The 22,438-nt window shown below is 70.3% G+C and carries 20 protein-coding genes; 14 read left to right on the top strand and 6 right to left on the bottom strand.

The features are described 5' to 3' along the window. Positions 1–283 precede the first annotated feature (283 nt). The 9 genes from serA (at position 284) to V1318_RS08915 (ending at position 9,874) form a co-directional block, all read left to right on the top strand. Positions 284–1,849 carry a phosphoglycerate dehydrogenase gene (serA, locus tag V1318_RS08955; RefSeq protein ID WP_332939323.1) on the top strand — a complete coding sequence of 522 codons (1,566 nt, stop codon included), beginning with the start codon at positions 284–286 and terminating at the stop codon, positions 1,847–1,849. A gap of 1 nt (position 1,850) precedes the next feature. Continuing rightward, entirely contained in the window at positions 1,851–2,495 is a 645-nt protein-coding gene (locus V1318_RS08950; protein ID WP_332939322.1) for a histidine phosphatase family protein, read from the top strand. 190 nt (positions 2,496–2,685) lie between these two features. Beyond that, positions 2,686–2,988, top strand: coding sequence for an energy transducer TonB (locus V1318_RS08945; RefSeq protein ID WP_332939321.1), 303 nt, complete (start codon positions 2,686–2,688; stop codon positions 2,986–2,988). Positions 2,989–3,045: 57 nt separating this feature from the next. Continuing rightward, positions 3,046–4,335 carry a bifunctional tetrahydrofolate synthase/dihydrofolate synthase gene (folC, locus tag V1318_RS08940; RefSeq protein WP_332939319.1) on the top strand — a complete coding sequence of 430 codons (1,290 nt, stop codon included), beginning with the start codon at positions 3,046–3,048 and terminating at the stop codon, positions 4,333–4,335. 122 nt (positions 4,336–4,457) lie between these two features. Next, positions 4,458–5,378 carry a DUF2167 domain-containing protein gene (locus tag V1318_RS08935; protein WP_332939318.1) on the top strand — a complete coding sequence of 307 codons (921 nt, stop codon included), beginning with the start codon at positions 4,458–4,460 and terminating at the stop codon, positions 5,376–5,378. 234 nt (positions 5,379–5,612) lie between these two features. Then, positions 5,613–6,683 carry an SPOR domain-containing protein gene (locus V1318_RS08930; RefSeq protein ID WP_332939317.1) on the top strand — a complete coding sequence of 357 codons (1,071 nt, stop codon included), beginning with the start codon at positions 5,613–5,615 and terminating at the stop codon, positions 6,681–6,683. Between the two features lie 11 nt (positions 6,684–6,694). Beyond that, positions 6,695–7,471 carry a CvpA family protein gene (locus V1318_RS08925; protein WP_332939316.1) on the top strand — a complete coding sequence of 259 codons (777 nt, stop codon included), beginning with the start codon at positions 6,695–6,697 and terminating at the stop codon, positions 7,469–7,471. Positions 7,472–7,502: 31 nt separating this feature from the next. After that, positions 7,503–8,972 carry an amidophosphoribosyltransferase gene (purF, locus tag V1318_RS08920; RefSeq protein ID WP_332939315.1) on the top strand — a complete coding sequence of 490 codons (1,470 nt, stop codon included), beginning with the start codon at positions 7,503–7,505 and terminating at the stop codon, positions 8,970–8,972. Between the two features lie 95 nt (positions 8,973–9,067). Continuing rightward, complete coding sequence (locus V1318_RS08915) at positions 9,068–9,874, top strand: ferritin-like domain-containing protein (RefSeq protein WP_332939314.1); 807 nt, start codon at positions 9,068–9,070, stop codon at positions 9,872–9,874. On the opposite strand, the gene V1318_RS08910 is transcribed toward V1318_RS08915, so the two are convergent. Then, positions 9,871–11,286, bottom strand: a complete 1,416-nt coding sequence (locus V1318_RS08910) for a phosphatidylinositol-specific phospholipase C domain-containing protein (RefSeq protein WP_332939313.1) — start codon at positions 11,284–11,286, stop codon at positions 9,871–9,873. The genes V1318_RS08915 and V1318_RS08910 overlap by 4 nt on opposite strands. A 406-nt stretch (positions 11,287–11,692) precedes the next feature. Here V1318_RS08910 and V1318_RS08905 point away from each other — a divergent pair, with 406 nt between their 5' ends. Continuing rightward, the gene (locus V1318_RS08905) at positions 11,693–13,939 is read left to right on the top strand and encodes a TonB-dependent receptor (RefSeq protein ID WP_332939312.1); all 2,247 of its coding nucleotides are present in this window, start codon (positions 11,693–11,695) and stop codon (positions 13,937–13,939) included. Between the two features lie 99 nt (positions 13,940–14,038). On the opposite strand, the gene V1318_RS08900 is transcribed toward V1318_RS08905, so the two are convergent. Both V1318_RS08900 and lpxH read right to left on the bottom strand, forming a co-directional pair. Next, entirely contained in the window at positions 14,039–14,356 is a 318-nt protein-coding gene (locus tag V1318_RS08900) for a hypothetical protein (RefSeq protein ID WP_332939311.1), read from the bottom strand. 29 nt (positions 14,357–14,385) lie between these two features. After that, a complete protein-coding gene (gene lpxH / locus V1318_RS08895) occupies positions 14,386–15,120 on the bottom strand; it encodes a UDP-2,3-diacylglucosamine diphosphatase (RefSeq protein ID WP_332939310.1) in 735 nt (244 codons plus the stop codon). 172 nt (positions 15,121–15,292) lie between these two features. Here lpxH and gltX point away from each other — a divergent pair, with 172 nt between their 5' ends. Next, positions 15,293–16,693 carry a glutamate--tRNA ligase gene (gltX, locus tag V1318_RS08890; RefSeq protein ID WP_332939309.1) on the top strand — a complete coding sequence of 467 codons (1,401 nt, stop codon included), beginning with the start codon at positions 15,293–15,295 and terminating at the stop codon, positions 16,691–16,693. 31 nt (positions 16,694–16,724) lie between these two features. Further along, the gene (locus V1318_RS08885) at positions 16,725–17,216 is read left to right on the top strand and encodes a transcriptional repressor (RefSeq protein ID WP_332939308.1); all 492 of its coding nucleotides are present in this window, start codon (positions 16,725–16,727) and stop codon (positions 17,214–17,216) included. 135 nt (positions 17,217–17,351) lie between these two features. On the opposite strand, the gene V1318_RS08880 is transcribed toward V1318_RS08885, so the two are convergent. The 3 genes from V1318_RS08880 to V1318_RS08870 form a co-directional block, all read right to left on the bottom strand. Next, entirely contained in the window at positions 17,352–18,605 is a 1,254-nt protein-coding gene (locus V1318_RS08880; RefSeq protein ID WP_332939306.1) for an MFS transporter, read from the bottom strand. After that, entirely contained in the window at positions 18,602–19,054 is a 453-nt protein-coding gene (locus V1318_RS08875) for a MarR family winged helix-turn-helix transcriptional regulator (RefSeq protein ID WP_332939305.1), read from the bottom strand. The genes V1318_RS08880 and V1318_RS08875 overlap by 4 nt, the downstream gene beginning before the upstream one ends. A gap of 86 nt (positions 19,055–19,140) precedes the next feature. Further along, complete coding sequence (locus V1318_RS08870) at positions 19,141–21,171, bottom strand: TonB-dependent receptor (protein WP_332939304.1); 2,031 nt, start codon at positions 21,169–21,171, stop codon at positions 19,141–19,143. A gap of 97 nt (positions 21,172–21,268) precedes the next feature. Between V1318_RS08870 and V1318_RS08865 the strand changes: the two genes are divergently transcribed. Further along, positions 21,269–21,679, top strand: coding sequence for a MerC domain-containing protein (locus V1318_RS08865; RefSeq protein WP_332939303.1), 411 nt, complete (start codon positions 21,269–21,271; stop codon positions 21,677–21,679). A gap of 154 nt (positions 21,680–21,833) precedes the next feature. After that, positions 21,834–22,025: a 30S ribosomal protein THX gene (locus V1318_RS08860; protein WP_055901445.1), complete on the top strand. Its 192-nt coding sequence runs from the start codon at positions 21,834–21,836 to the stop codon at positions 22,023–22,025. Positions 22,026–22,438 lie beyond the last annotated feature (413 nt).

Raw genomic sequence — 22,438 nt, 5'->3', positions numbered from 1 at the left:
GACGGTGGTCCGTACGGCTGTCGCGAATTGATTAGGCAGGCACATCGGCAGGGTGACGCCGGTGCGGCGCTTGCAACCGCGCCCGGCTTTGCTACTCTGCGCCCTCAGTCGCGGATTCCCATGCCAGCCGGCCCCGTCTCCCGACCCGTGTCAGATGCCGCCTCACCGCGGCCGCGTTACCCAGGGTCCCCGTCTCGTTCCAGGGCCCGCCGGTAGCCGCAACCTGTTCCCGCAGTGCCGGCTCATAGGCTTTCCGCGCTCCCATTCCCCACTGGAGCTTGCGATGAAAGTACTGGCCTGCGATGGCATCCACGAAGACGGTCTGGCCCTGTTCCGCGAGGCGGGCTGGGACGTGGTCGTCGCCCCCGCCCCGATCAAGGATCCCGACGCGCTGGCCCTGGCGCTGGCCGACGTCGACGCCGTGCTGGTGCGTTCGGCCACCGCGGTGCCGGCGCAGGCCCTGCGCGAGGCCAAGCAGCTGCGCGTGATCGGCCGCGCCGGCGCCGGCGTGGACACCATCGACGTCGACGCCGCCACCGCGCGCGGCATCGCGGTGATGAACGCGCCCGACGGCAACACCCTGGCCGCGGCCGAGCACGCGATCTCGCTGCTGTTCGCGCTGGCCCGCCACATCCCGCGCGCCGACGCCGGCATGAAGGCCGGCGAATGGCCCAAGGCCGGCCTGACCGGCTTCGAGCTGGAGGGCAAGAAGCTGGGCGTGATCGGGCTGGGCCGGATCGGCGGCACGGTGGCGCGCAAGGCCCAGGGCATCGGCATGGAAGTGGCCGCCTACGATCCTTTCCTGCCCGCGTCCGCGGCCGGCAAGGGCAGCGTGCCGCTCAAGACCCTGGACGAGCTGCTGGCCTGGGCCGACGTGGTCACCCTGCACATCCCGCGCACCAAGGAAACCACCAACCTGCTGTCGGAAGCGCGCATGCGCGCGATGAAGAAGGGCGCCTACCTCATCAACGCCGCGCGCGGCGGCCTGGTCGACGAAACCGCGCTGCTGACCCTGCTCGACGAGGGCCACATCGCCGGCGCCGCGCTCGACACCTTCGCCACCGAGCCGCTGCAGGCCGACTCGCCGCTGCGCGCCAACCCCAAGCTGATCCTGACCCCGCACCTGGGCGCGTCCACCAGCGAAGCGCAGCAGGCGGTCAGCACCATCCTGGCGCGCCAGATCATCGACTTCGTCGCCACCGGCGCGGTCGCCGGCTGCGTCAACCTGCCGCCGCTGACCGCCGAAGCCGCGCGCGAAGTCGGGCCGTGGATGCCGCTGATGTCCTCGCTGGGGCGCCTGGCCGCGCGCCTGGTGCCGGCGCCGACGCGCCTGGAAATCACCTACGCCGGTCGCACCGACGCGCTCGACACGCGGCCGCTGTCGCGCCTGCTGGTCGCGGCCCTGCTCGGCACCGCCTCCGGCCGCGTCACGCCGGTCAACGCCCTGCAGGAAGCCGCCGCGCGCGGTCTGACCGTGGCCGAAACCCTGGGCGGCGACGGCGACGGTTTCGACCGCCTGCTCAAGCTGCGCGTGGTCGGCGAACACCGCACCCGCGAGATCGAAGCGACCCTGCACCGCGGCCCGCGCGTGGTCCGCCTGGACGGCGTCGAGATCGAGTTCGACCCGCAGGCGCACGTGCTGCTGCTGCGCAACGAAGACCGCCCCGGCATGATCGGCCTGGTCGGCAGCCAGCTCGGCGCGGCCGGCGTCAACATCGTGAACTTCGCCCTGGGCGCGGCCGGCGACGGTCAGGCGCGCGCGGCGATCACGGTCGACAAGCCGGTCACCGAGGAGCAGCTCGCCGCGTTGCGCGCGACCCCCGGCATCCTCTCGCTGGCGCAGGTCTGACATGCGCATCCTGCTTGCACGTCACGGAGAAACGCCCTGGAACGCCGAAGGCCGTTACCAGGGGCAGGAAGACATCCCGCTGTCGCCGATCGGCGAAGCGCAGGCGATCGCGCTGGGCGAGCGCCTGCGCGAGGTCGAGATCACGCGCGCGGTGGCCTCGCCGCTGGTGCGCGCGCGCCGCACCGCCGAGCTCGCGCTCGGACCCGAGCGCGCGTCCGCGCTGCAGCTGGACCCGGGCCTGATGGAGATCGCCCACGGCAGCTGGGAAGGTTTGCTGGCCAGCGAGATCCGCGAGCGCGACGGCGAACGCCTGCAGGCCTGGCGCGATGCGCCGCACGAGGTGCTGATGCCCGGCGGCGAATCGATCCAGCACGTGCTCGACCGTGCCTGGCCGGCGTTCGCGCGCGCGGCCGAGGGCCTGGGCGAACACGACACCCTGCTGGTGGTCGCCCACGACGCGGTCAACCGCGTGCTGCTGTGCCAGGTGCTCGGCATTCCGCTGGCCAAGCTGTGGACCTTCCGCCAGGCGCCGACCACGCTCAACCTGCTCGAAGGCCGCGACGTCGATCACCTGGACGTGGTCCGGCTCAACGATTGCAGCCACCACACCCTGCTGTTCGGCGAGGCGGTGCATCGGGCGCTGTAAGCTCGGCCCGGATGCCGCGCCTCGCAGGGCGCGGCATCCATAGGCGATACGGCCGATCACAAGGAGCGCCATGAAACCCCGACCGCTGCTGGCAGCCGTCCTGCTGCCGCTGGCCATGACGGCCGCGGCGCAAACTCCATCGCCATCGCCATCGCCATCGCCATCGCCATCGCGTGACGAGACCGGGCCGATGCCCGCCGACTGCCCGGCCTTCGATCCCGCGTTCGCGCCCTCGGCGCAGCCGCCGGTCTATCCGCCGGAGATGGTGGAGCAGGGCCTGTCCGGGGTCTCGACGCTGGTGCTGACCATAGACCGCTGCGGGCGGGTCGCCGAGGCGCGGGTGGAACGCAGCTCGGGCTATCCCGAATTCGACCAGGCTGCGCTCGCGGCCGCGATCGGCTGGCGGTTCGCGCCGGCCTATCGCGACGGCGAGGCGGTAAGCGGCCGGGTGCGCCGGCCGGTGCGCTTCGAATTGCTGGAAGCGTTGCCGTAGCGGGGGGCGCCCATCCCCAGCCTGCCTGCGGCAGGTCGGATCGGCGACAATAGGCCCATGCAACGCACGCTCGCCGACTGGCTCTCCCACATCGAACGCATCCACCCCAAGTCCATCGACATGGGCCTGGACCGGATCCGCGCGGTCGCCGCCCGCCTGGGCCTGAAACGCCCGGCCCGGAAGGTGATCACGGTAGGCGGCACCAACGGCAAGGGCTCTACGGTGGCCTTCATCGAGGCGATCGCGCGCGCCGCCGGCAAGCGCGTCGGCGCCTACACCTCGCCGCACCTGCTGGCCTACAACGAGCGCGTGCGCATCGACGGCGGCGACGCCGACGACGCGGCGCTGATCGCCGCCTTCGAGGCGATCGAAGCCGCGCGCCTGCGCGACGACGAAATCGCCCTGACCTATTTCGAGTACGGCACCCTGGCCGCGCTGTGGCTGTTCGAGCGCGCCGAACTCGATCTGGCGATCCTCGAAGTCGGCCTGGGCGGGCGCCTGGACGCGACCAACATCGTCGATCCCGACGTGGCGGTGATCACCACCGTCGACCTGGACCATCAGGACTACCTCGGCGACGACCGCGAGAGCATCGGCTACGAGAAGGCCGGCATCGCGCGCGCCTGGAAGCCGCTGGTGCTGGGCGACGACGACCCGCCCTCGAGCGTGCTGCGCCACGCCTACGCGATCGGCGCCTCGGCGGTGCGCGCGAACTGCGACTTTTTCTTCGAAGCCTTGCCGGTTCAGATCGACGCCGAGCCGCAGTGGCGCTGGCGCGAAGTCGGCTACCGCGCCGAGCTGCCGATGCCGCGGCTGATCGCTCCGGCGCAGCTGCGCAACGCCGCGGTCGCGATCGCCGCGCTGCGCGCGCTGGGCGGCGCGCCCAACAAGGCCCAGATCGCCGAAGGCGTGGCGCGCGCGCATGTGCCCGGCCGCCTGCAGCGCTTCGAGCGCGGCGGCGTGGAGGTGCTGGTCGACGTCGGCCACAACCCGCAGGCCGCGCGCGAGCTGGCGGCCTGGCTGGCGGCCGCGCCGGCCGCGGGCCGGGTGCGCGCGGTGTTCGCCGCGCTGGCCGACAAGGACGCCGTCGGCGTGGTCGCGGCCTTGGCCGGGCGCGTCGACGAATGGCATCTGGCCGGCCTGGCCGACAGCGGCCCGCGCGGCGTCGACGTGCACGCCTTCGCCCAGCGCCTGCACGGCAGCGCGGCGGGCCAGGGCGCGCGCCACGCCGACGTCGCCACCGCGCTGGCCGCCGCGCTCGCGCGCGCGCAAGCCGGCGACCGCATCCTGGTGTTCGGCTCCTTCCACACCGCCGCCGCCGCGCTGGAATTCCTCGGCGCGCGCTAGCGCAGCGGATTCGCGGCGTTTTTTGCGCCGAACCGGTGCGCGCGGCCTTGCCCGTGCGCGAGTGCGCGGGAGACACTAGCGCCCGGGGCGTGGGGACGCCCGTTTACGCTAGGGGAATTCGAATGTTGAAGTGGATGCTGGTCGGCCTGCTGGCCGTATCGGCGGGCGCGCATGCCCAGGAACCGTCGGAAGCCGAGCGCAAGGCCGCTCAGCAGCAGGCCGAGCAAGTCTTGAAGTCGCTGCAGTACCGCGACGGCCAGGTCGCCATCGCCAAGGCGCAGGCGCATATGAACCTGGGCAAGGAGTTCCGTTATCTGGACTCGGCCGACGCGCGCAAGGTGCTGGAGCAGCTGTGGGGCAATCCGCCCGACGCCGACGTGCTGGGCATGGTGGTGCCGCGCGACGGCGACCTGCTCGGCGACAAGGGCTGGGCGGTGGTGGTGACCTATGCCGACGAAGGCTATGTGTCCGACGAGGACGCGGCCAAGATCGACTACACCGAAATGCTGCAGGACATGAAGGACGAGGCCAAGGAGGGCAGCAAGGAGCGCCGCGAAGCCGGTTACGGCGGCATCGACCTGATCGGCTGGGCGGAGCCGCCGCACTACGACGCCAGCGCCAAGAAGCTGTACTGGGCCAAGGAGCTCGCGTTCGAGGGCAGCGAGAATCACACCCTCAACTACGACATCCGCGTGCTCGGCCGTCGCGGCTACCTCAGTCTCAATGCCGTGGCCGGCATGGGCGAGCTCGGCCAGGTCCGCACCGGCATGCAGCAGTTGCTGCCTTCGGTCGAGTTCGACCAGGGCGCGCGCTACGCCGATTACGACTCCAGCACCGACAAGACCGCGGCCTACGGCTTGGCGGCGCTGGTCGGCGGCGGCATCGCCGCCAAGGCCGGCCTGTTCGGCAAGATCGGCGTGCTGCTGCTGGGCCTGAAGAAACTGCTGATCCCGCTGGTGCTGGTGATCGGCGCTTTCTTCGGCAAGATCCTGGGCTTCTTCCGCCGCGGCAAGAAGGACGGCGACGGCGGCGTGGTCAGCTGAAACGACCGCATCGGCAAGTTCGGCCCCTGGATCCCCCGGCGACGGGGGATCCGCTTTTGCGGGCGGCTCGCGCGCCAGGAGCCCGTCGTGGCGGGCCCGGCGGCGGAATGCGGCGCATCGCGCGCTGCGCGAACACCGCCACCTGAACGCCATGCGCGCCGCCGACGCCGGCTCGGCGGCCAAGCGGCGCTATAATTCGCGCCGGCACCCGACCCAGCGAGCGATCGAGTAGCGATGGAACCTGCCCTGAAACAGCGATTGATCGGCGCGGCGGTGTTGGTCGCGCTAGCGGTGATCTTTCTGCCCATGCTGATCAAGGGACCGGCGCCGGAAAGCAGCGCCTCCGATGTCCCGCTCAATCTTCCCGAGCAGCCCGACGGCCAATTCGAAACCCGCGAACTGCCGCTGGTGGCGCCGGGCGAAGCGCCCAACGGCGGCGCCCTGGGCCTGTCGCCAGGCGCGCAAGGCGCCCAGGGCGAGGTCCTGCCCACCGTCGATACCGCCGCCGAAGCCGCCAAGACCGCGGCCAGCGGCGTCCTGCCGGCCGCGGCCGGCGGCGGCGATTTCGCCGTCAGCTTCGGCAGCTACGCCAGCAGCGCCGACGCCGACCGCGTGATCGCGGCGCTGCGCGGCGCCCAGCTGCCGGGTTATCAGGAAGCCGTGCCGGCCAACGGCCGCACCCTCTATCGCGTGCGCATCGGGCCTTACGGCTCGCGCGCGGACGCCGAAACCGCGCGCCTGGCCTCGACCAAGGTGCGCAACGACAGCAGCGCCAAGGTGGTGACCCTGGACGCCGATGCGGCGCCGGCGCCGGCCGCGGCTTCGGCCTCGCAGCCGGTCGCGGCGGCCTCCCCGACGGTCTCGGCCGCGGTGCCGCTGGGCGACAGCCGCACGGCCAGCAAGCCGGCCGCGCTGCCGCCGGAGCCGGCCAAGCCCGAACCGGTCAAGCCCACGCCCAAGCCGGCCGCGACGCCGGCCAAGCCGCCGGTCGCCACCGCCACCAAGCCCGCCGCCGAACCGGCCAAGCCCGCGGCCGCCGCGCCGGCGCCGACCAGGCCCGCCGCCGGCAACACCGGTTTCGCGGTGCAGCTGGGCGCGTTCGGCAGCGCAGACGAGGCCAACAAGCTGCGCGACCGCGCGCGCGCGGCCGGGTTCAGCGCCTTCGTGGAACAGGTCCGCACCGACAAGGGCACGCTCAGCCGCGTCCGTCTCGGCCCGGTCGCCAACCGTGCCGACGCCGACAAGCTGAAAAGCCAGGCCGCGGCCAAGATCGGCGTCGACGGCCTCGTCCGTCCGCATCCCTGAGCGAGGTCGCGATGGGCGCCGCCGACTTGATTTTGCTGGCGGTGGTCGCGATATCGGCGCTACTGGGGCTGATGCGCGGCTTCATCGGCGTGGTCGCCTCGCTCGCGGCCTGGGTGCTGGCCGGCTGGGCCGCGTTCGGTTTCGGCGGCAGCGCCGCCCTGATGCTGTCCGACAACGGCGCGCCGGGGCTGGGCGAGATGTTCGGCGGCTACGCGCTGTGCTTCCTGGGCGTGCTGGTCACGGTCTGGGTCGTCGGTTACGTGGCCAAGCGCATGGTCCACGAGTCCGGCCTGTCCGGCGTCGATCGCGCGATGGGTTTCGTGGTCGGCGTGGCGCGCGGCGCCCTGATCGCGAGCATGCTGGTGATGCTGGTCGGCTTCACGCCGCTCGCGCACCGGCGCGAATGGCGCTCGGCGACGCTGGTGCCCGTGTTCGTGCCCGGCGCGCGCATGGTGCGCGGCTGGATGCCCGACTGGGCCGGCCGGGCCATGGATTTCGGCAGCGGCGTGCCGGCCTGGATGCCGTCGCTGCCCAAGCTGGACATGAACATGCAGGGCCTGCCTGGCCTGGGCAACGGCAACGGCCAGCCTTACGGCCAGGACGTGCTGCCCATCCTCAACGCAGGCGTGCTGCCCTTGCTCAAGGGCGCGGGCCTGAAGGACCCGCTGCCAGGAGGCACGCCTTCGCAGGATGAGCCGCAGGGCGACCCGCTCGACGCCGCGCCTGGCTCGAAGCGCGACGATGCCCTGCCGGTACCGGTGGAGCAGGACGAAGCCTTCGTGATGTAACTCCACGCAATACTCTCAGGAACTCGAATTCATGTGCGGCATACTTGGCATCGTCGGCCACAACGACGTCGCGGCCCAGCTTTACGACGGCCTTACCGTGCTCCAGCATCGCGGCCAGGACGCGGCGGGCATCGCCACCGCCGACGGCGCCAAGCTGCGCGTGCACAAGGGCAACGGCCTGGTCAGCGACGTGTTCGACGAAAAGGCGATGCGCCTGCTCGATGGCCGGGTCGGCATCGGCCATTGCCGTTATCCGACCGCGGGCAGCGAAGGCTCCGACGAGGCCCAGCCGTTCTACGTCAACTCGCCGTTCGGCATCGCCTTGGCCCACAACGGCAACCTGATCAACACCGACGCGCTGCGCCGCGACGTGTTCGAGCAGGACCGTCGCAACGTCAACACCGAATCCGATTCCGAAGTGCTGCTCAACGTGTTCGCGCACGAGCTGGACATGCAGCGCGGGCTGACCCCGGAAGCCGCGTTCAAGGCCATCGAGGGCGTGCACCGGCGCTGCGTCGGCGGCTACGCCGTGGTCGCCATCGTGCTGGGCCTGGGCCTGGTCGCGTTCCGCGACCCCAACGGCATCCGTCCGCTGGTGCTGGGCAAGCGCCACAGCGGCGGCCAGGACGAGTACGCGATCGCCTCCGAGTCGGTGGCGCTGGACCTGCTGGGCTTCGAGCGCGTGCGCGACGTGCGCCCGGGCGAGGGCATCGTGGTGACGCCGCGCGGCGAGCTGTACACCCAGATGTGCGCCGAGCCGCGCCAGCACGCGCCGTGCATCTTCGAGTTCGTCTACTTCGCGCGTCCGGACTCGATGATGGACGACGTCTCGGTGCACAAGGCGCGCATGCGCATGGGCCAGACCCTGGGCGAGAAGATCCTGCGCCTGCGGCCGGACCACGACATCGACGTGGTGATTCCGATCCCCGACACCTCGCGCGACGCCGCGCTGGAAATCTCCAACGTGCTGGGCGTGAAGTACCGCGAGGGTTTCATCAAGAACCGCTACGTCGGCCGCACCTTTATCATGCCGGGGCAGGGCGAGCGCGCGAAATCGGTGCGCCGCAAGCTCAATCCGATCCCGCTGGAATTCCGCAACCGCGTGGTGCTGCTGGTCGACGACTCGATCGTGCGCGGCACCACCTCCAAGCAGATCGTGCAGATGGCGCGCGACGCCGGCGCGCGCAAGGTCTACCTGGCCTCGGCCGCGCCCGCGGTGCGCTATCCGAACATCTACGGCATCGACATGCCCTCGGCCGACGAACTGGTCGCGCACGGCCGCAGCGACGACGAAGTGCAGACCCTGCTGGGCTGCGACTGGCTGATCTACCAGGACCTGGACGCGCTGGAACAGGCGGTGTCGGGTCCAAAGCACCGCATCGACCATTTCGACTCGTCCTGCTTCAACGGCGAGTACGTGACCGGGATCGAACCGGGCTATTTCGAACGCCTGCAGCAGCTGCGCTCCGACGACGCCAAGAAGACCCGCCGAGTCTCGTGAATCCCCGCGCTTTCGTTCCGGCCTTTCCCCCCTGCGAAAAAGGGGGGCAGGGGGGATTTGCCGTTGCTTCCGCCGCGCCCCCGGCCGGCTGACCCGTGCCCAGCCTGTTCGACGCCGCGCGCGCCTGCCTGGACGCCGCCACGCCCGAGGACAAGGTCGCCGCGACCTTCGCCGCCGCCGACGCCTACGCGCACGGCGAATTGAACACGCCCGACGGCGCGCCGGCGCCGCAACCGATCCGCATGCCCGGCCGCCCCGAGCGTCCGTTGCTGGTGCATCCGCGCGATCTGCCCAAGCGCGGTTTCGGCACCCAGGAAGGCCGGGCCGCGTTCGTGCATGCGATCGCGCATATCGAATTCAACGCCATCGACCTGGCCTGGGATGCGGTCTACCGTTTCCGCGGCCTGCCGGCGCGCTTCTATGCCGACTGGGTCGGCGTGGCCAAGGACGAGGCGCGCCACTTCGGCCTGCTGCGCGCGCGCCTGCGCGAGCTGGGCTACGACTACGGCGATTTCGACGCCCACAACGGCTTGTGGGAAATGGCCGAGAAGACCGCCCACGACGGCCTGGCGCGGATGGCCCTGGTGCCGCGCGTGCTCGAGGCGCGCGGGCTGGACGTGACCCCCGGCATGATCGTCAAGCTGCGTTCGCTGGGCGACGAGGCCACCGTGGCGATCCTGGAAACCATCCTGCGCGAGGAGGTCGCGCACGTCGCCGCCGGTTCGCACTGGTACCGCTGGTACTGCCGACGCGACGGCATCGATCCGGGTCCGCGTTTCCGCGAACTGCTGGCCGAATACGCGCGCGCCGTGCTCTACGGCCCGTTCAATTTCGAAGCGCGCAGCGCGGCCGGTTTCGACGACGAGGAATTGCGCATGCTGGAAGCCTTCGTCCAGCGCTAGGCCACGCGCACCGCCAGCCAGCGCTGGGCATGGCCGTTGTTGTTCGGACCGGACGCGTAGTAGTGGTACAGCTTGACCGGGCTGCCGTTCTCCTTGCGCGCGCCATAGACGTCCAACACCGACCGCGGCGCGTGCTTGGGACTGATCCGCATCAGGCCGTCGGACAGGCGCTCGAACTTCCACAGCTGTTCGTTCCGGCCGCTCACCGCTTCCAGCGCGATCGCGCTGCCGTCGGCGCTGGCGCCGCCGACCACGGTCAGCGCCTTGTCCCGATCGTGCGCGCAATGCAGGCGATAGTAGCCGCCGCCGACGGCGTGCAATTGCCACTGCTGCCAGGACTCGTTGGGTAGCGGCGGCAAGCCGGGCAGGGCCCAGGGCAGGTCGATCAGCCGCTGCGAGATGCCGACGCCGCGGGCGCCGGCCAGCAGCGTCAGGCGGCTGTCCGGGGCCAGGCGCGGGCGCAGTTCGTAAACGCCACCGTCGCTGAGGCTGTCGCTGGGGTTGGCGCTGACGATGGCGGCGATCAGGTCGTGGTACATGCCGCCGGTGAACTGCTCGGGGTAGTCCATGGGCACGATGCCGTAGCGGCCCGGCGGGGCGGCGCGGAAGAATTGGTAGAGCTTGGGATTGGTGGTCTCGGCCAGGGTGATCGGCCAGACCGAACCGGTGCCGCTGGCGAAATTGATGTACAGCTTGCGCCGGTCGCCGTCGCGCACCGCGTCCAGCAGGGTTTGCCTGACGTAGGTGTCGAACTTGCTGCTGCGGTTGAAGTGGGTATAGCCCCCGAACTCGTCCTGTATCTGGTAATCCACGCCGTCGCCGTTGCGGCGCCGGAACGGGTAGCCGCCCGGCCAGTCGGTGAGGTCGATGCCGGGCGCGGGCCGGCCGGCGCGCGCCGCGCCGGCCGCATAGCGGCGCAGCAGGACGATCTTGCCGCGCACTTCGCCCAAGCTGGGCACGGTCTTGCCGGTGTGCCAGAACGCCCGGTTGCCGGGGCGCTCGATCGTGGCCGCGAACAGATCGGCGAAGGCCTGGTGGTGGTCGGCGCGTTCGTTCTTGATCGACATCACGATGCATTCGGAGCGGTGCGCCTCCAGAAAGCGTTCGCACACGCCCAGCACATAGCCGAAATCGCGCTCCATGTCGGACTGGCCGTGGCACAGGCGCAGCACCGGCGGCGACGCCGAGTCGTCGTAGCGCAGGCGGATGTCGAGGAAGCGGATGCCGTGCCGCAGCTGCTCGTCGAGGTCCAGGTCCTGGCAGCGGGTCCAACCTTCGATCATGCCGATCTCGCTGTGGAACAGCGAGGTGATGCTGTCGTGGGTGCCGGGGATGCTGAGCTCGGACAAATAACGGCTGTCGTCGATATGGCGCATCCAGTCGCCGACGACGCTGCGCGAGGCATTGGGCATGGCAGGGCTCCGTGAGTTGCGGGACGCGGTCGGATGCTGTCGCGTGCGTGCGGGCGCGGCAATCGCCGAAATTGGGTAGCGGGGCGGGCGCGAGGCCGCGCCGCCTTCTGTGGGAGCGAGGTGAGTCGCGATCGGATGGCCGCGCGCTTCCGGCCGGCTCCGGTGCCGGAATCCATCGCGACTCGCGCCGCTCCCGCAGCAAGCAAGGCGACGGACGCCTTCGGGCGCGTTCGGGAGCGAATCGGGCTGGCGAGCGTGCGCTGCGCGGCGTTGTCGGACGAATTGCCTTCTGACTGCAACCTCGCGTACACACGATATCGACAGACTTCCGCGGCTTCGCTCTGCACGCCGCCCGGAGTGATACGCGCCAACGCGCGGCGGCACTCTCTCCCAATGGAAGTCCCTCATGACGACGAAGACGACGATCCTCGCCGCCTCGATCCTGCTGTGCCTGTACGCCGCCAGCGCACGCGCCGAAGCCGATGCCGCCCAACCCGATGCCTCCGCCGCGACCGCGGCCATGGACGACGCCACCACGCTGGACGCGGTCTCGGTGGTGGGTACCGGCCAGACCCGCCAGGTCCAGTCGCTGGGTCGCGCCGAGCTGCAGCGCGAAGCCGCCGGCACCAGCCCGCTCAAGGTCATGGCCAAACTGCCGGGCGTGCATTTCCAGAGCTCCGACCCCTGGGGCAACTACGAATGGTCGAGCAAGCTGAGCATCCGCGGCTTCTCGCAGCAGCAGCTGGGCTTCACCCTCGACGGCGTGCCGCTGGGCGACATGAGCTACGGCAACCACAACGGCCTGCACATCAGCCGCGCGATCATCAGCGAGAACTTGTCCGGCGCCGAGCTGTCGCAGGGCAGCGGCGCGATCGACACCGCGTCCAGCGGCAACCTCGGCGGCACCCTGCGCTTCTTCAGCAGCGATCCGTCGGCCGACTACGGCGTGCGCCTGGCCCAGACCTTCGGCAGCGACGCCACCCGCCGCAGCTACGCGCGCGTCGACACCGGCGACCACAACGGCTTCAGCGCCTACCTCAGCGGCGCCTTCCACACCACCGACAAGTGGAAGGGCGAGGGCCCGCAGCGCAACGCCCAGTTCAACGGCAAGCTGGTCTACGCCACCGAGGACCTCAAGCTCACCGGCTACGCCGCGACCTCGCGTCGGCGCGAGACCGACTACGCCGATCTTTCGCTGGACTCGGCGCGCCGCCTGGGCATGGATTGGGACAACTACGCCGGCGACTGGCAGCGCGCGATCGACGCCGCCGGCGGCGTGTTCAGCGGCGGCGTCAACAGCCTCGACGACGCCTACTACATCGCCCGCGGCCTGCGCGACGACGACCTGCTGTACGTGTCGGCCGACTGGTCGGCCACGCCGGACCTGAGCTTCGCCGCCACCGCCTACTACCATCGCAACGAGGGCCAGGGCCATTGGGCCACGCCCTACGCGTCCTCGCCGACCGTGCCGATCGCGATGCGCACCACCGAATACGACATCGAGCGCACCGGCATCACCCCCAGCCTGACCTGGCAGGTCGGCAACCACCGCCTGCAGGCCGGCCTGTGGCTGGAGCGCAACGCCCACGGCGTGCAACGCAACTTCTACAACCTGCGCCGCGACACCCCGCCCGATGGCATCTACTTCCTGCGCGATCCCGACGCGCGCGTGTTCCGCCAGCGCTTCGACACCGACACCCGCCAGTACTACCTCACCGACCACATGGAGTTCGCCGACGGCCGCGTCGCGGTCGACGCCGGCTTCAAGGGCACGCGCGTGGAGACCGACGGCAAGAATCTGATCGGCAGCCGTGCCGGCGGCAAGCTGGTGGCCCGCGACAACTTCCTGCCGCAGGTCGGCGCGCGCTGGCAGTTCAGCGAGCACGAGGAAGTCTTCGGCTCCTACAGCGAGAACATGGCCGCCTTCCGCACTGGCGTGAACGGCCCGCATTCGACCTCGCAGGCCGCGTTCAACGCGGCGGTGGCGAGCCTGGAGCCGGAAACCTCGCGCACCATCGAGGCCGGCCTGCGCACCAGCCGCGACAATCTGGAAGCGTCGCTGGCGGTGTACCGCGTCGACTTCGAGAACCGCCTGCTGGCGATCGCGCGCTGCGCCGGCATCGTCGGTTGCGCGTCCAGCTTCGCCAACGTCGGCGACGTCGAGACCCGCGGCGCCGAGCTGACCGTGCTGTGGACGCCGATCGAAGGCCTGAGCTGGTACAACTCGCTGGCCTGGAACAAGTCGGAATACGCCTCGGACTACCTCGACGGCACCACCCTGATCCCGGCCAAGGGCAAGGACGTGGTCGACGCGCCCAAGCGCCTGTACGCCACCGAGCTGCGCTGGAGCCGCGACGGCTTCTCGGCCCAGATCGGCGCCAAGTACACCGACAAGCGCTACCTGACCTATCTCAACGATTCCAAGGTCGGATCGTTCTGGGTCGCCGATGCGGCCGTGTCCTACGAATGGACCGGGCTGAACTGGGCGGACGCGTTCAAGCTGCAGTTCAACGTCACCAACCTGTTCGACGAAGACTACTTCGGCAGCATCGGCACCAACGGCTTCGTGACCTCCGACCCGAACGGTCTGAACTACACGCTGCAGTCGGGCGCGCCGCGGCAGATGTTCCTGACCGCGGAAGTGAAGTTCTGATCCGGACGCGGCGCCCTGCGGGGCGCTGTGCGGTCCGCAGGATCGGATCGGCCCACGCTCATCGGGCCCAGTCGCGTAGCGGCTGGGCCCGGTGGCGGTTCAGGGCCCGTCGCGGTCGGGGCCTGGCCGCGACCTGCGCACCAGCAGCGCCAGTCCCAGCGGCAGGTCCGGCGATTTGCGCCAGCCATGTCGCGGCGTCGCCGCGATCGCGGATTCGACCTGTTCCGGGTCGGCCGGCCGGGTTCCGGACAGATCGGACAAGCGCTGATGCACCGCCTTGCGATGCGATTGATTGACCCAGCGCTTGCGCTTGGCGATCGCGTCGCGCGCGCCCCATGGGCTCTCGGCGACGACGTTGCGGCAGTCGCGCGCATAGCTCAAGGATTTCTTTTCCTTCGGGGTTCGTAAGCGTTTCATCGGCCGGGCCTGGGCGTTCGTTGTCGCGATCAGCTCAACGCCTGCAGCTGCAGGCCGTCGCGGTTCACCCGCAGCACCGAGCCCTGGTCGTACCAGTCGCCCAGCACCACGCGCTGGCGCGCGATGCCCGCGACTTCCAACTCGTGCACGGCGGGGCGGTGGGTGTGGCCGTGGATCATGCGTTGCAGGCCGTAGCGCGCGAACACGCTGTCCACCGTGGCCGGCGACACGTCGGTGATGGTTTCCATGGTGCCGGCGTCGCGCAGGCCGGATTGATGGGCCTTGCTGGCCGCGCGCGCCTGCTGCGCGAACGCCAGGCGCGCGGCCAGCGGCTGGGCCAGGAACTGCGCCTGCCAGGCCGGGTCGCGGGTCTGGGCGCGGAACTGCTGATAGGCGACGTCGTCGGTGCACAGCAGGTCGCCGTGCTGGATCAGGGTCGGCTGGCCGTACAACACCACCACCGCCGGGTCGGGCAGGATGCGCATGCCGGCGCGGCGTGCGTAGTCGTCGCCGAGCAGGAAGTCGCGGTTGCCGCGGATGAACGACACCGGCACGCCGCTGTCGGCCAGCGCGCGCAGTTCGGCGGCCACGTAGGCGCCGGTCTCGGACGGGTCGTCGTCGCCGACCCAGGCCTCGAACAGGTCGCCCAGGATGTACAGCGCATCGGCGCCGCGGGCCTCGGAACGCAGGAACTGACCGAACAGGGCGGTGGTCTGCGGGCGTTCGGCGTCCAGGTGCAGATCGGAAATGAAGAGGGTCGTCATCGGCCTAGTTTAGGGCACCGGCGCCGAGCGGCAGGCTCGGCGCTCGGCGCGGCCGGATCTGCCGCGGTCGGGCCGGCTTGCGGAGCCTCGGAACAGGGCGCTGCGGGCGCGGCCGGCAGCGCCGCGGCCACTCCGTTAAAATGGCCGATTCCCCGATCCATCCGAGCCTCGCATGACCTGCCGCACCCGCTTCGCTCCCAGTCCCACCGGCTACCTGCATATCGGCGGCGCGCGCACCGCGCTGTACTGCTGGCTGGAAGCGCGCCGCGCGGGCGGCCAGTTCATCCTGCGCATCGAGGACACCGACCAGGAGCGCAGCACCCAGGCCGCGATCGACGCGATCCTGGAGGCGATGGACTGGCTGGGCCTGGGCTACGACGAGGGCCCGATCTACCAGACCCAGCGCCTGGCGCGTTACCGCGAGGTCGCCGAGCAGATGGTCGCGGCCGGCACCGCCTACTACGCCTACGAGACCCGCGAGGAGCTCGCGGCCGCGCGCGACGCGGCGATGGCGGCCAAGGAGAAGCCGCGCTACAACGGTGCCTACCGCGACCGCAACGAACCCTACCGCGACGATCCGAACCGGGTGATCCGCTTCAAGAATCCGCTCGAGGGCACGGTCGCGTTCGACGACAAGGTCAAGGGCACCATCGAGATCGCCAACAGCGAACTCGACGACCTGGTGATCTTCCGCGCCGACGGCTACCCGACCTACAACTTCGCCGTCGTGGTCGACGACCTGGACATGGGCATCACCGATGTCGTGCGCGGCGACGACCACGTCAACAACACCCCGCGCCAGATCAACATCTATCGCGCGCTCGGCGCGCCGGTGCCGCATTTCGCGCATCTGCCGATGATCCTGGACGAGGACGGCAACAAGCTGTCCAAGCGCACCGGCGCGGCCGACGTCATGCAGTACCGCGACGCGGGCTACCTGCCGCATGCGCTGCTGAACTACCTGGTGCGCCTGGGCTGGTCGCACGGCGATCAGGAGATCTTCTCGATCGAGGAGATGACCCGGCTGTTCAAGCTCGAGGACGTGAACTCCAAGGCATCGCGCCTGGACGCGGCCAAGCTGGGTTGGCTCAACCAGCAGTACCTCAAGAGCGACGATCCGGTCGAGGTCGGCAAGCATCTGCAGTGGCATCTGTTGAACAACGGTTACGACCTCGCCGCCGGTCCGGCGCCGGCCGACGTGGTGATCGCGCTGCGCGACCGCGTGCAGACCCTCAAGGACATGGCCGAGCGCGCGGCGGTTTGGTACCGCCCGCTGCAGGAATACGACGAGGCCGCGGTCGCCAAGCACCTGAACGCCGCTGCCCAGGCGCCGCTGGCCGAGGCGCGCTCGCGCCTGGCCGCGCTCGAAGCCTGGACCGCCGAGGCCGTGGCCGCGGCCCTGCACGCCGCCGCCGAGGCCTTGGGCATCGGCATGGGCAAGGTCGCCCAGCCGCTGCGCGTGGCCATCACCGGCACCCAGGTCAGCCCGGACATCTCGCACACGGTCTACCTGGCCGGCCAGGCCCAGGCCTTGCAGCGCATCGACGCCGCCCTCATTAAGATCCCTGCCTAGGACGCGTCCTGCGCGTCCATCGGAGCCCACCATGAGCAGCCACACCGCCTGCACCGACCCCAAGCACCACGTCCACGACGGCGACGCCTTCGTGCACGAGGTCGAGCGGGCCTGCGAGCAGCGCGGACTGCGCCTGACTCCGATCCGCGCCCACGCCCTGCGCCTGATCGCCGACGCCGGCAAGCCGATGAAGGCCTACGACCTGCTCGATCGCATGAAGGCCACCCACGACGCGGCCGCGCCGCCGACGGTGTACCGCGCCCTGGATTTCCTGCTCGAGCACGGCTTCATCCACAAGCTGGCCTCGATCAACGCCTACGTCGGCTGCCACCATCCGGGAGGCGCCCAGCACGCGGTGCCGTTCCTGATCTGCGACAGCTGCCAGTCGGCGACCGAACTGGAAGACGAGCGCATCGTCGACCTGCTGGAATCGCGCGCGCGCGCGCTGGGTTTCGCACCGCAGGCGCAGACCCTGGAAGTGCATGGCATGTGCGCGGACTGCGTGGCCAAGAACGCGGCCTGATCGCGGGCAAGCCCGCCTCCCGTGGGAGCGGCGTAAGCCGCGATCGCCTTACCCGTACCGTGGCATCCATCGCGGCTTACGCCGCTCCCACAGAAAGCGCGCTTCGACTCAGAAGCCCGTAAAGAAGGCGAAGGCTCAGGCCGGCGCCAGCGCGCGCTGCACGCGCGCCTCGCGGATCGGCAGGTTCGCCGCCGCGGCCAGCAGCGCCAGCACGATGTCGGCGTACCACATCCAGCTGTAGTCGCCGAACTTCGCCATCGCCAGGCCGCCGAACCAGGCGCCGAAGAAGCCGCCGATCTGGTGCGAGAGCAGGGTCAGGCCGAACAGCGTGCCCAGGTAGCGCGGCCCGAACAGCTTGCCGACCAGGCCGGCGGTCGGCGGCACCGTGGCCAGCCAGGTCAGGCCCAAGCCGGCGGCGAAGACGAAGAAGGTGGTCGGCGTCGGCGGCGACACCAGATAGATTCCGACCATGGCCGCGCGGCTGGCGTACATCGCCGCCAGCAGGTACTTCATGCGATAGCGCTGGCCCAGTGCGCCCGCGGCCAGGCTGCCGGCCACGTTGAACAGGCCGATCAGGGCCAGGGCCACCGCCGACACGCTGTCGGGCAGGCCGCACAGCGCGATTTCGCCGGGCAGGTGGGTGACCAGGAAGGCGATGTGGAAGCCGCAGGTGAAGAAGCCGATGTGCAGGCACCAGTAGCTGCGATCGCGCAGGGCGACGCCGACCTGCTCGCGCAAGCCCATGCCGGGCGCGGCGGCGGTCGTCGCGACCGCGTTGGCGGGCGCCTCGCGCCGCCGCAGCGGCCAGGCCAGCGGCAGCGTCGCCAGGGCCGCCACCGCCAGCGCCCACATGCCCGCGGCCCAGCCGGCGGCGCTGATCACCGCCTGCGCGAACGGCGCGAACAGGAACTGGCCGAACGAGCCGCCGGCGTTGATCACGCCCGCGGCCATGGAGCGGTTTTGCGCCGGCACGCGTGCGGCGGTGGCGCCGATCAGGATCGAGAAACTGCCCGCGCCCGCGCCGGCCGCGGCCAGCACGCCCAGGGTCAGCAGCAGGCCCCACTCGGACGCGAACATCGGCGTCAGCGCCATGCCCGCGACCAGCAGCACGCTGCCGAACACCAACACCCGGCCGGGGCCGCGCTGATCGGCGAGCGCGCCGAACACCGGTTGCACCGCGCCCCACACGAATTGGCCGATCGCCAGCGCGAAACTGATCTGGGCGATGCCCAGGCCGGTGCTGGCGCCGATCGGCTTGACGAACAGGCCCAGGGACTGGCGCACGCCCATGGTGATCATCAGCATCGCGGTGGCGGCCAGCACCAGCGGCCAATAGCGGATCGTCGGCGCGGCGACGGCGGACGGAATAGCGGTGGCGTCGGCGCTCATGCGCGGGGTCCTTGCAGTTGGGCGATCGCAAGATCGAGTTGTTCGTGCAGCGCGTGCAGGCCGTCGCGGCCCAGTTCGCGTTCGATCGCGTCCTGCGCCGCCTGCCACAGCGGCATCGCGCGCGCGATCGCATGCTTGCCGGCGGCGGTGACCCGGACCCGGCGCTGGCGCGCGTCCTCGCCGGCCGCGGTCGCGACCCAGCCGGCCGCGAGCAGCGGCTTGAGGTCGCGGCTGAGGGTGCTGCGGTCCATGCCGAGCTCGCGCGCGAGTTCGCCGATGCTGCGCGGCGCGCCGCCGGCGCGGCGCAGGATCGAATACTGGTTGAGGTTGAGCGCGGCCGGCGCCAGCGCCTGGTCGTAGCGCTGGCTCATCAGCCGGGTCAGCTTGCGCACGCGGAAGCAGGTGCACACGCTGCGCGGGACATCGGCGGCGGGCTCGATCGGGTTCATTGTGTGTATATGCACATATTTGGACCGTGACCGCAAGCGCCGGCACGAAGGCCGGCGCTCGGGTCTGGCTCAGGGAGAGGGCAGAGTCAGAAGAACATGCGCACGCCGAAGGCCACGCCGCGGCCCGGCAGCACCACCGTGTCCTTGAGGAAGGAGGTGTGCACGCGCGCCTCCTGGTCGGTCAGGTTGGTGCCGTCCAGGAACAGCTCCCAGCCCAACTGGTCGGTGTCCCAGTGGTAGGCGAGGTGGGCGTCGACCAGGGTGTAGCCGTCGGTCGGGGTTTCGCCCACGGCGACGTCGTCCTGTTTCATGTAGCGGGTCGCGCCCAGCGAGGCGCGCCAGGAAGAGGCGTTCCAGCGCAGCTCGCCGCCGAAGCGGGCCGGCGCGATGCGCGGCAGGTTGCCGCCGTCGTCCAGGGTGGCGCGCACGCGGTCGCCGAACACGCGTACGTCGAACTTGCCGGCGTCGCCGTCGAACACGTGCGCGATCGCCTCGGCTTCGAAGCCGCGGAAGCGCGCATCGGCCTGGCTCCACTGCCGTACCGGCAGATCGTCTTCGATCAGGCCGGTATCGGTGAGGTAGATGAAACCGTCGAAATTGGTCTGGTAGGCCGAGACCTTGGCCTCGAAGCGCGGGCCGTGGTAGTGCAGGCCGAGTTCTACCTGGTTCGCGCGTTCCTTGCTCAGGTTCGCGTCGCCGATCTCGAACGACGCGGTGGCCACGTGCGGGCCGTCGGCGAACAGTTCCTCTTCGGCCGGCGCGCGTTCGGCGCGGTCGAGGTTCAGGCTCAGGCGCCAGGCCTCGTTGAACTTCCAGATCGCGCCGGCCGACAGGCTGACCGGAGTGAAGGAGCGGTCGAAGCCGGTGTCCGGATTGCTTTCGATGCGGTCCACGCGCGCGCCCAGTTCGACCTGCAGCGCGTCCCATTCGTTCTGCTCGGTCAGGAACGCACCGTAGGCCTTGGTGCGGGTGCGCGGCACGAAGGCTTCTTCGCCGATCGCCTCGAACTTGCGGTCGTAGCCCTGCAGGCCGAACGCGCCGATCCAACCGCCCAGCGGCTTGTGGGTCAGTTCCAGGCGGCCTTCGGTGGCGTCGTTGAGGAAGCGCGTGCCGACTTCTTCGCCCTCGAATTCGATGTGCTCGTAGTCGGTGTGGGCGACGCTGGCGCGCAGGCTGCTGAAGATGCCGAAGGGCTGGTCGATGCCGGCCTTGGTCTCGAAACGGCTCTGCTTCATTTCCAGATGCACGCCGGCTTCGCCCGCGGCGATGTCGCCGGGCTCGCCCGGGTTGCCGTAGCTGTCTTCGTAACGCGAGGCCGAGAAACCCAGGAAGCCCAGGTCGCCCACCAGCGACGCGCCCAGCGCGCCGGTCTTGGTGTCGACGAAACTGTTGCGCTGCCGGCCCAGCGGGGTCTGGTAGTCCTTGTTGTTGCGGTACACGCCGTCGGCGTGCAGCACCAGCGCGCCGTCGGCGCCCATGGCGTCGACGCGGGCCATGCCGGTGAAGCCGTCGTTGACCGTATCGTGGCGTACCTCGGCGCGACCGGACACGGTTTCGTCCAGCGGCTTCTCGGCGATGCGGCCGTCGACCACGTTGACCACGCCGCCGATCGCGCCGCTGCCGTAGAGCAGGGTAGCCGGGCCTTTCAGGACTTCGATCTGATCGGCCAGGAAGGGCTCGACGCTGACGTTGTGGTCCTGGCTGACGGTCGACACGTCCTGGGTCGCCATGCCGCCGGACAGCACGCCCACGCGCGGGCCTTCGAGGCCGCGGATGATGGGGCGGCCGACGCCGGCGCCGAAGTTGGAGCTCTGCACGCCGGGCAGCTTGCCGATGGTTTCGCCCAGGGTGGCGCCGCGCGCTTCGTCCAGCTTCTCGCCGGACAGCACCTCGACCGGCTGGGCCAGGTCCTCGGCGCTGGCGCGCAGCGGCGAAGCGGTCACCACCACCGAGTCCAGGTCGGTGGGCTGGTCGTGGCGCTTGTCGCTGGCGGTATCGTTGCCGGCGGCGGGGTCGGGCGCCTGCTGGGCGAAGGCGGGGCCGGCCAGGGGCAGGGCCAGGGTGAGGGCGATCGCGAGCAGGCTGCGGCGTGGGCGACGGGCTAGCATGGGGGGCATGATTCGGGTGGTTGGCGGGAGAATATGGAATGTTATATAGTAACGAAATGAGATTTGCACCCTCCCAGAAGTCACACCGTCCGTGTTCGCGTCGCTGATGCCTCCTCTACCTCACCGCAGTTTCCTGGATCGCCTGGGCGCCTTCGGCTCCCTGCTGTGCGCGATCCATTGCGCCTTGTTGCCGCTGTTGATCGCGGTGCTGCCCACCCTGGGCGTGGCCGGCTGGTTCGACGACAGCTTCGAGCTGGCCTTCGTCGTGTTCGCGACCCTGCTGGGCCTGTTCAGCGTGCTCTGGGGCTATCGCCGCCACCATGCGGTGCGCGCGTTGTCGCTGCTGGCGCCTGGTCTGCTGGTGCTGTGGCTGGGTGTGCTGTACGCGCCGCTGCATCATTCGGTGGTGCCGCACGCGATCGTCATGACCCTGGGCGGTACCCTGGTCGGACTGGCCCATCTGGCCAACCTGCGGCTCAATCACGGCCACGTCCACGACGCCAGCTGCGCCCACTGAAGCGATGCCCGTACCACCGGGCCGGGACCGCGAAAGCCGCTTGTGCTAGGCTTCGCAGCCTCGCGCGCGACGCGCGGGCCGGATCCTTACGTCGACCGCGCCCGTCCGGCGCGCGACCGCATACCGCACTAACGAATAATTCAGGAGCACGACCATGGGTAAAGGCGACCGCAAGACCGCCAAGGGCAAGCGCTACAACTCCAGCTACGGCAACGCCCGCAAGGCCGTGACCAAGGCCGCCGGCACGGCCGCCGCGCCGGCCGCGAAGAAGACCGCGAAGGCGCCGGCTGCGAAGGCGCCGGCTGCCAAGAAGGTCGTGGCCAAGAAGGCTGCCGCCAAGGAGTGAGCGTCGGTTCCGACGCTGCGTGAAAAACCCCGCTACGGCGGGGTTTTTCGTTTTCGGGCTGCGCTGGCGAACCGCTCGGGCGCGGCGATGAAAAAAAGCGCACCTAACCGCCCCGTGCGCTGCGCGTGCGGGTTACGTTTCCCCGCCCAGGCTCCCTGTAGGAGCGGCGCGAGCCGCGACCGCGAATTCCAGCCACGTCGCTGGTTCCGAACGGGCTGGCTTTCTGTGGGAGCGGCGTAAGCCGCGATCGCGAACTCCGGCTATTGCGCGGGCAGGGCGGTTGGGGGATCTGCTGTTGCCCTTGCTCTGCAGGGTCGGCACGAATGTCAACGGCTTCCGCCCGCTGCGCGTGCGGGTCACTTTCTCTCGCCAAGCTCCCTGTAGGAGCGGCGCAAGCCGCGACCGCGAATTCC

It is taken from the genome of Lysobacter sp. CCNWLW3, from assembly GCF_036697405.1.
Classification (GTDB): domain Bacteria; phylum Pseudomonadota; class Gammaproteobacteria; order Xanthomonadales; family Xanthomonadaceae; genus Lysobacter.
This window is presented reverse-complemented; position numbering and strand designations above follow the sequence as displayed.

Bases quoted from the DNA above. Each gene is read 5' to 3' on its own strand.
- serA (WP_332939323.1), top strand. From the start codon at position 284: ATGAAAGTACTGGCCTGCGATGGCATCCACGAAGACGGTCTGGCCCTG.
- V1318_RS08950 (WP_332939322.1), top strand. From the start codon at position 1,851: ATGCGCATCCTGCTTGCACGTCACGGAGAAACGCCCTGGAACGCCGAA.
- V1318_RS08945 (WP_332939321.1), top strand. From the start codon at position 2,686: ATGCCCGCCGACTGCCCGGCCTTCGATCCCGCGTTCGCGCCCTCGGCG.
- folC (WP_332939319.1), top strand. From the start codon at position 3,046: ATGCAACGCACGCTCGCCGACTGGCTCTCCCACATCGAACGCATCCAC.
- V1318_RS08935 (WP_332939318.1), top strand. From the start codon at position 4,458: ATGTTGAAGTGGATGCTGGTCGGCCTGCTGGCCGTATCGGCGGGCGCG.
- V1318_RS08930 (WP_332939317.1), top strand. From the start codon at position 5,613: ATGGAACCTGCCCTGAAACAGCGATTGATCGGCGCGGCGGTGTTGGTC.
- V1318_RS08925 (WP_332939316.1), top strand. From the start codon at position 6,695: ATGGGCGCCGCCGACTTGATTTTGCTGGCGGTGGTCGCGATATCGGCG.
- purF (WP_332939315.1), top strand. From the start codon at position 7,503: ATGTGCGGCATACTTGGCATCGTCGGCCACAACGACGTCGCGGCCCAG.
- V1318_RS08910 (WP_332939313.1), bottom strand. From the start codon at position 11,286: ATGCCCAATGCCTCGCGCAGCGTCGTCGGCGACTGGATGCGCCATATC.
- V1318_RS08905 (WP_332939312.1), top strand. From the start codon at position 11,693: ATGACGACGAAGACGACGATCCTCGCCGCCTCGATCCTGCTGTGCCTG.
- V1318_RS08900 (WP_332939311.1), bottom strand. From the start codon at position 14,356: ATGAAACGCTTACGAACCCCGAAGGAAAAGAAATCCTTGAGCTATGCG.
- lpxH (WP_332939310.1), bottom strand. From the start codon at position 15,120: ATGACGACCCTCTTCATTTCCGATCTGCACCTGGACGCCGAACGCCCG.
- gltX (WP_332939309.1), top strand. From the start codon at position 15,293: ATGACCTGCCGCACCCGCTTCGCTCCCAGTCCCACCGGCTACCTGCAT.
- V1318_RS08885 (WP_332939308.1), top strand. From the start codon at position 16,725: ATGAGCAGCCACACCGCCTGCACCGACCCCAAGCACCACGTCCACGAC.
- V1318_RS08880 (WP_332939306.1), bottom strand. From the start codon at position 18,605: ATGAGCGCCGACGCCACCGCTATTCCGTCCGCCGTCGCCGCGCCGACG.
- V1318_RS08875 (WP_332939305.1), bottom strand. From the start codon at position 19,054: ATGAACCCGATCGAGCCCGCCGCCGATGTCCCGCGCAGCGTGTGCACC.
- V1318_RS08870 (WP_332939304.1), bottom strand. From the start codon at position 21,171: ATGCCCCCCATGCTAGCCCGTCGCCCACGCCGCAGCCTGCTCGCGATC.
- V1318_RS08865 (WP_332939303.1), top strand. From the start codon at position 21,269: ATGCCTCCTCTACCTCACCGCAGTTTCCTGGATCGCCTGGGCGCCTTC.
- V1318_RS08860 (WP_055901445.1), top strand. From the start codon at position 21,834: ATGGGTAAAGGCGACCGCAAGACCGCCAAGGGCAAGCGCTACAACTCC.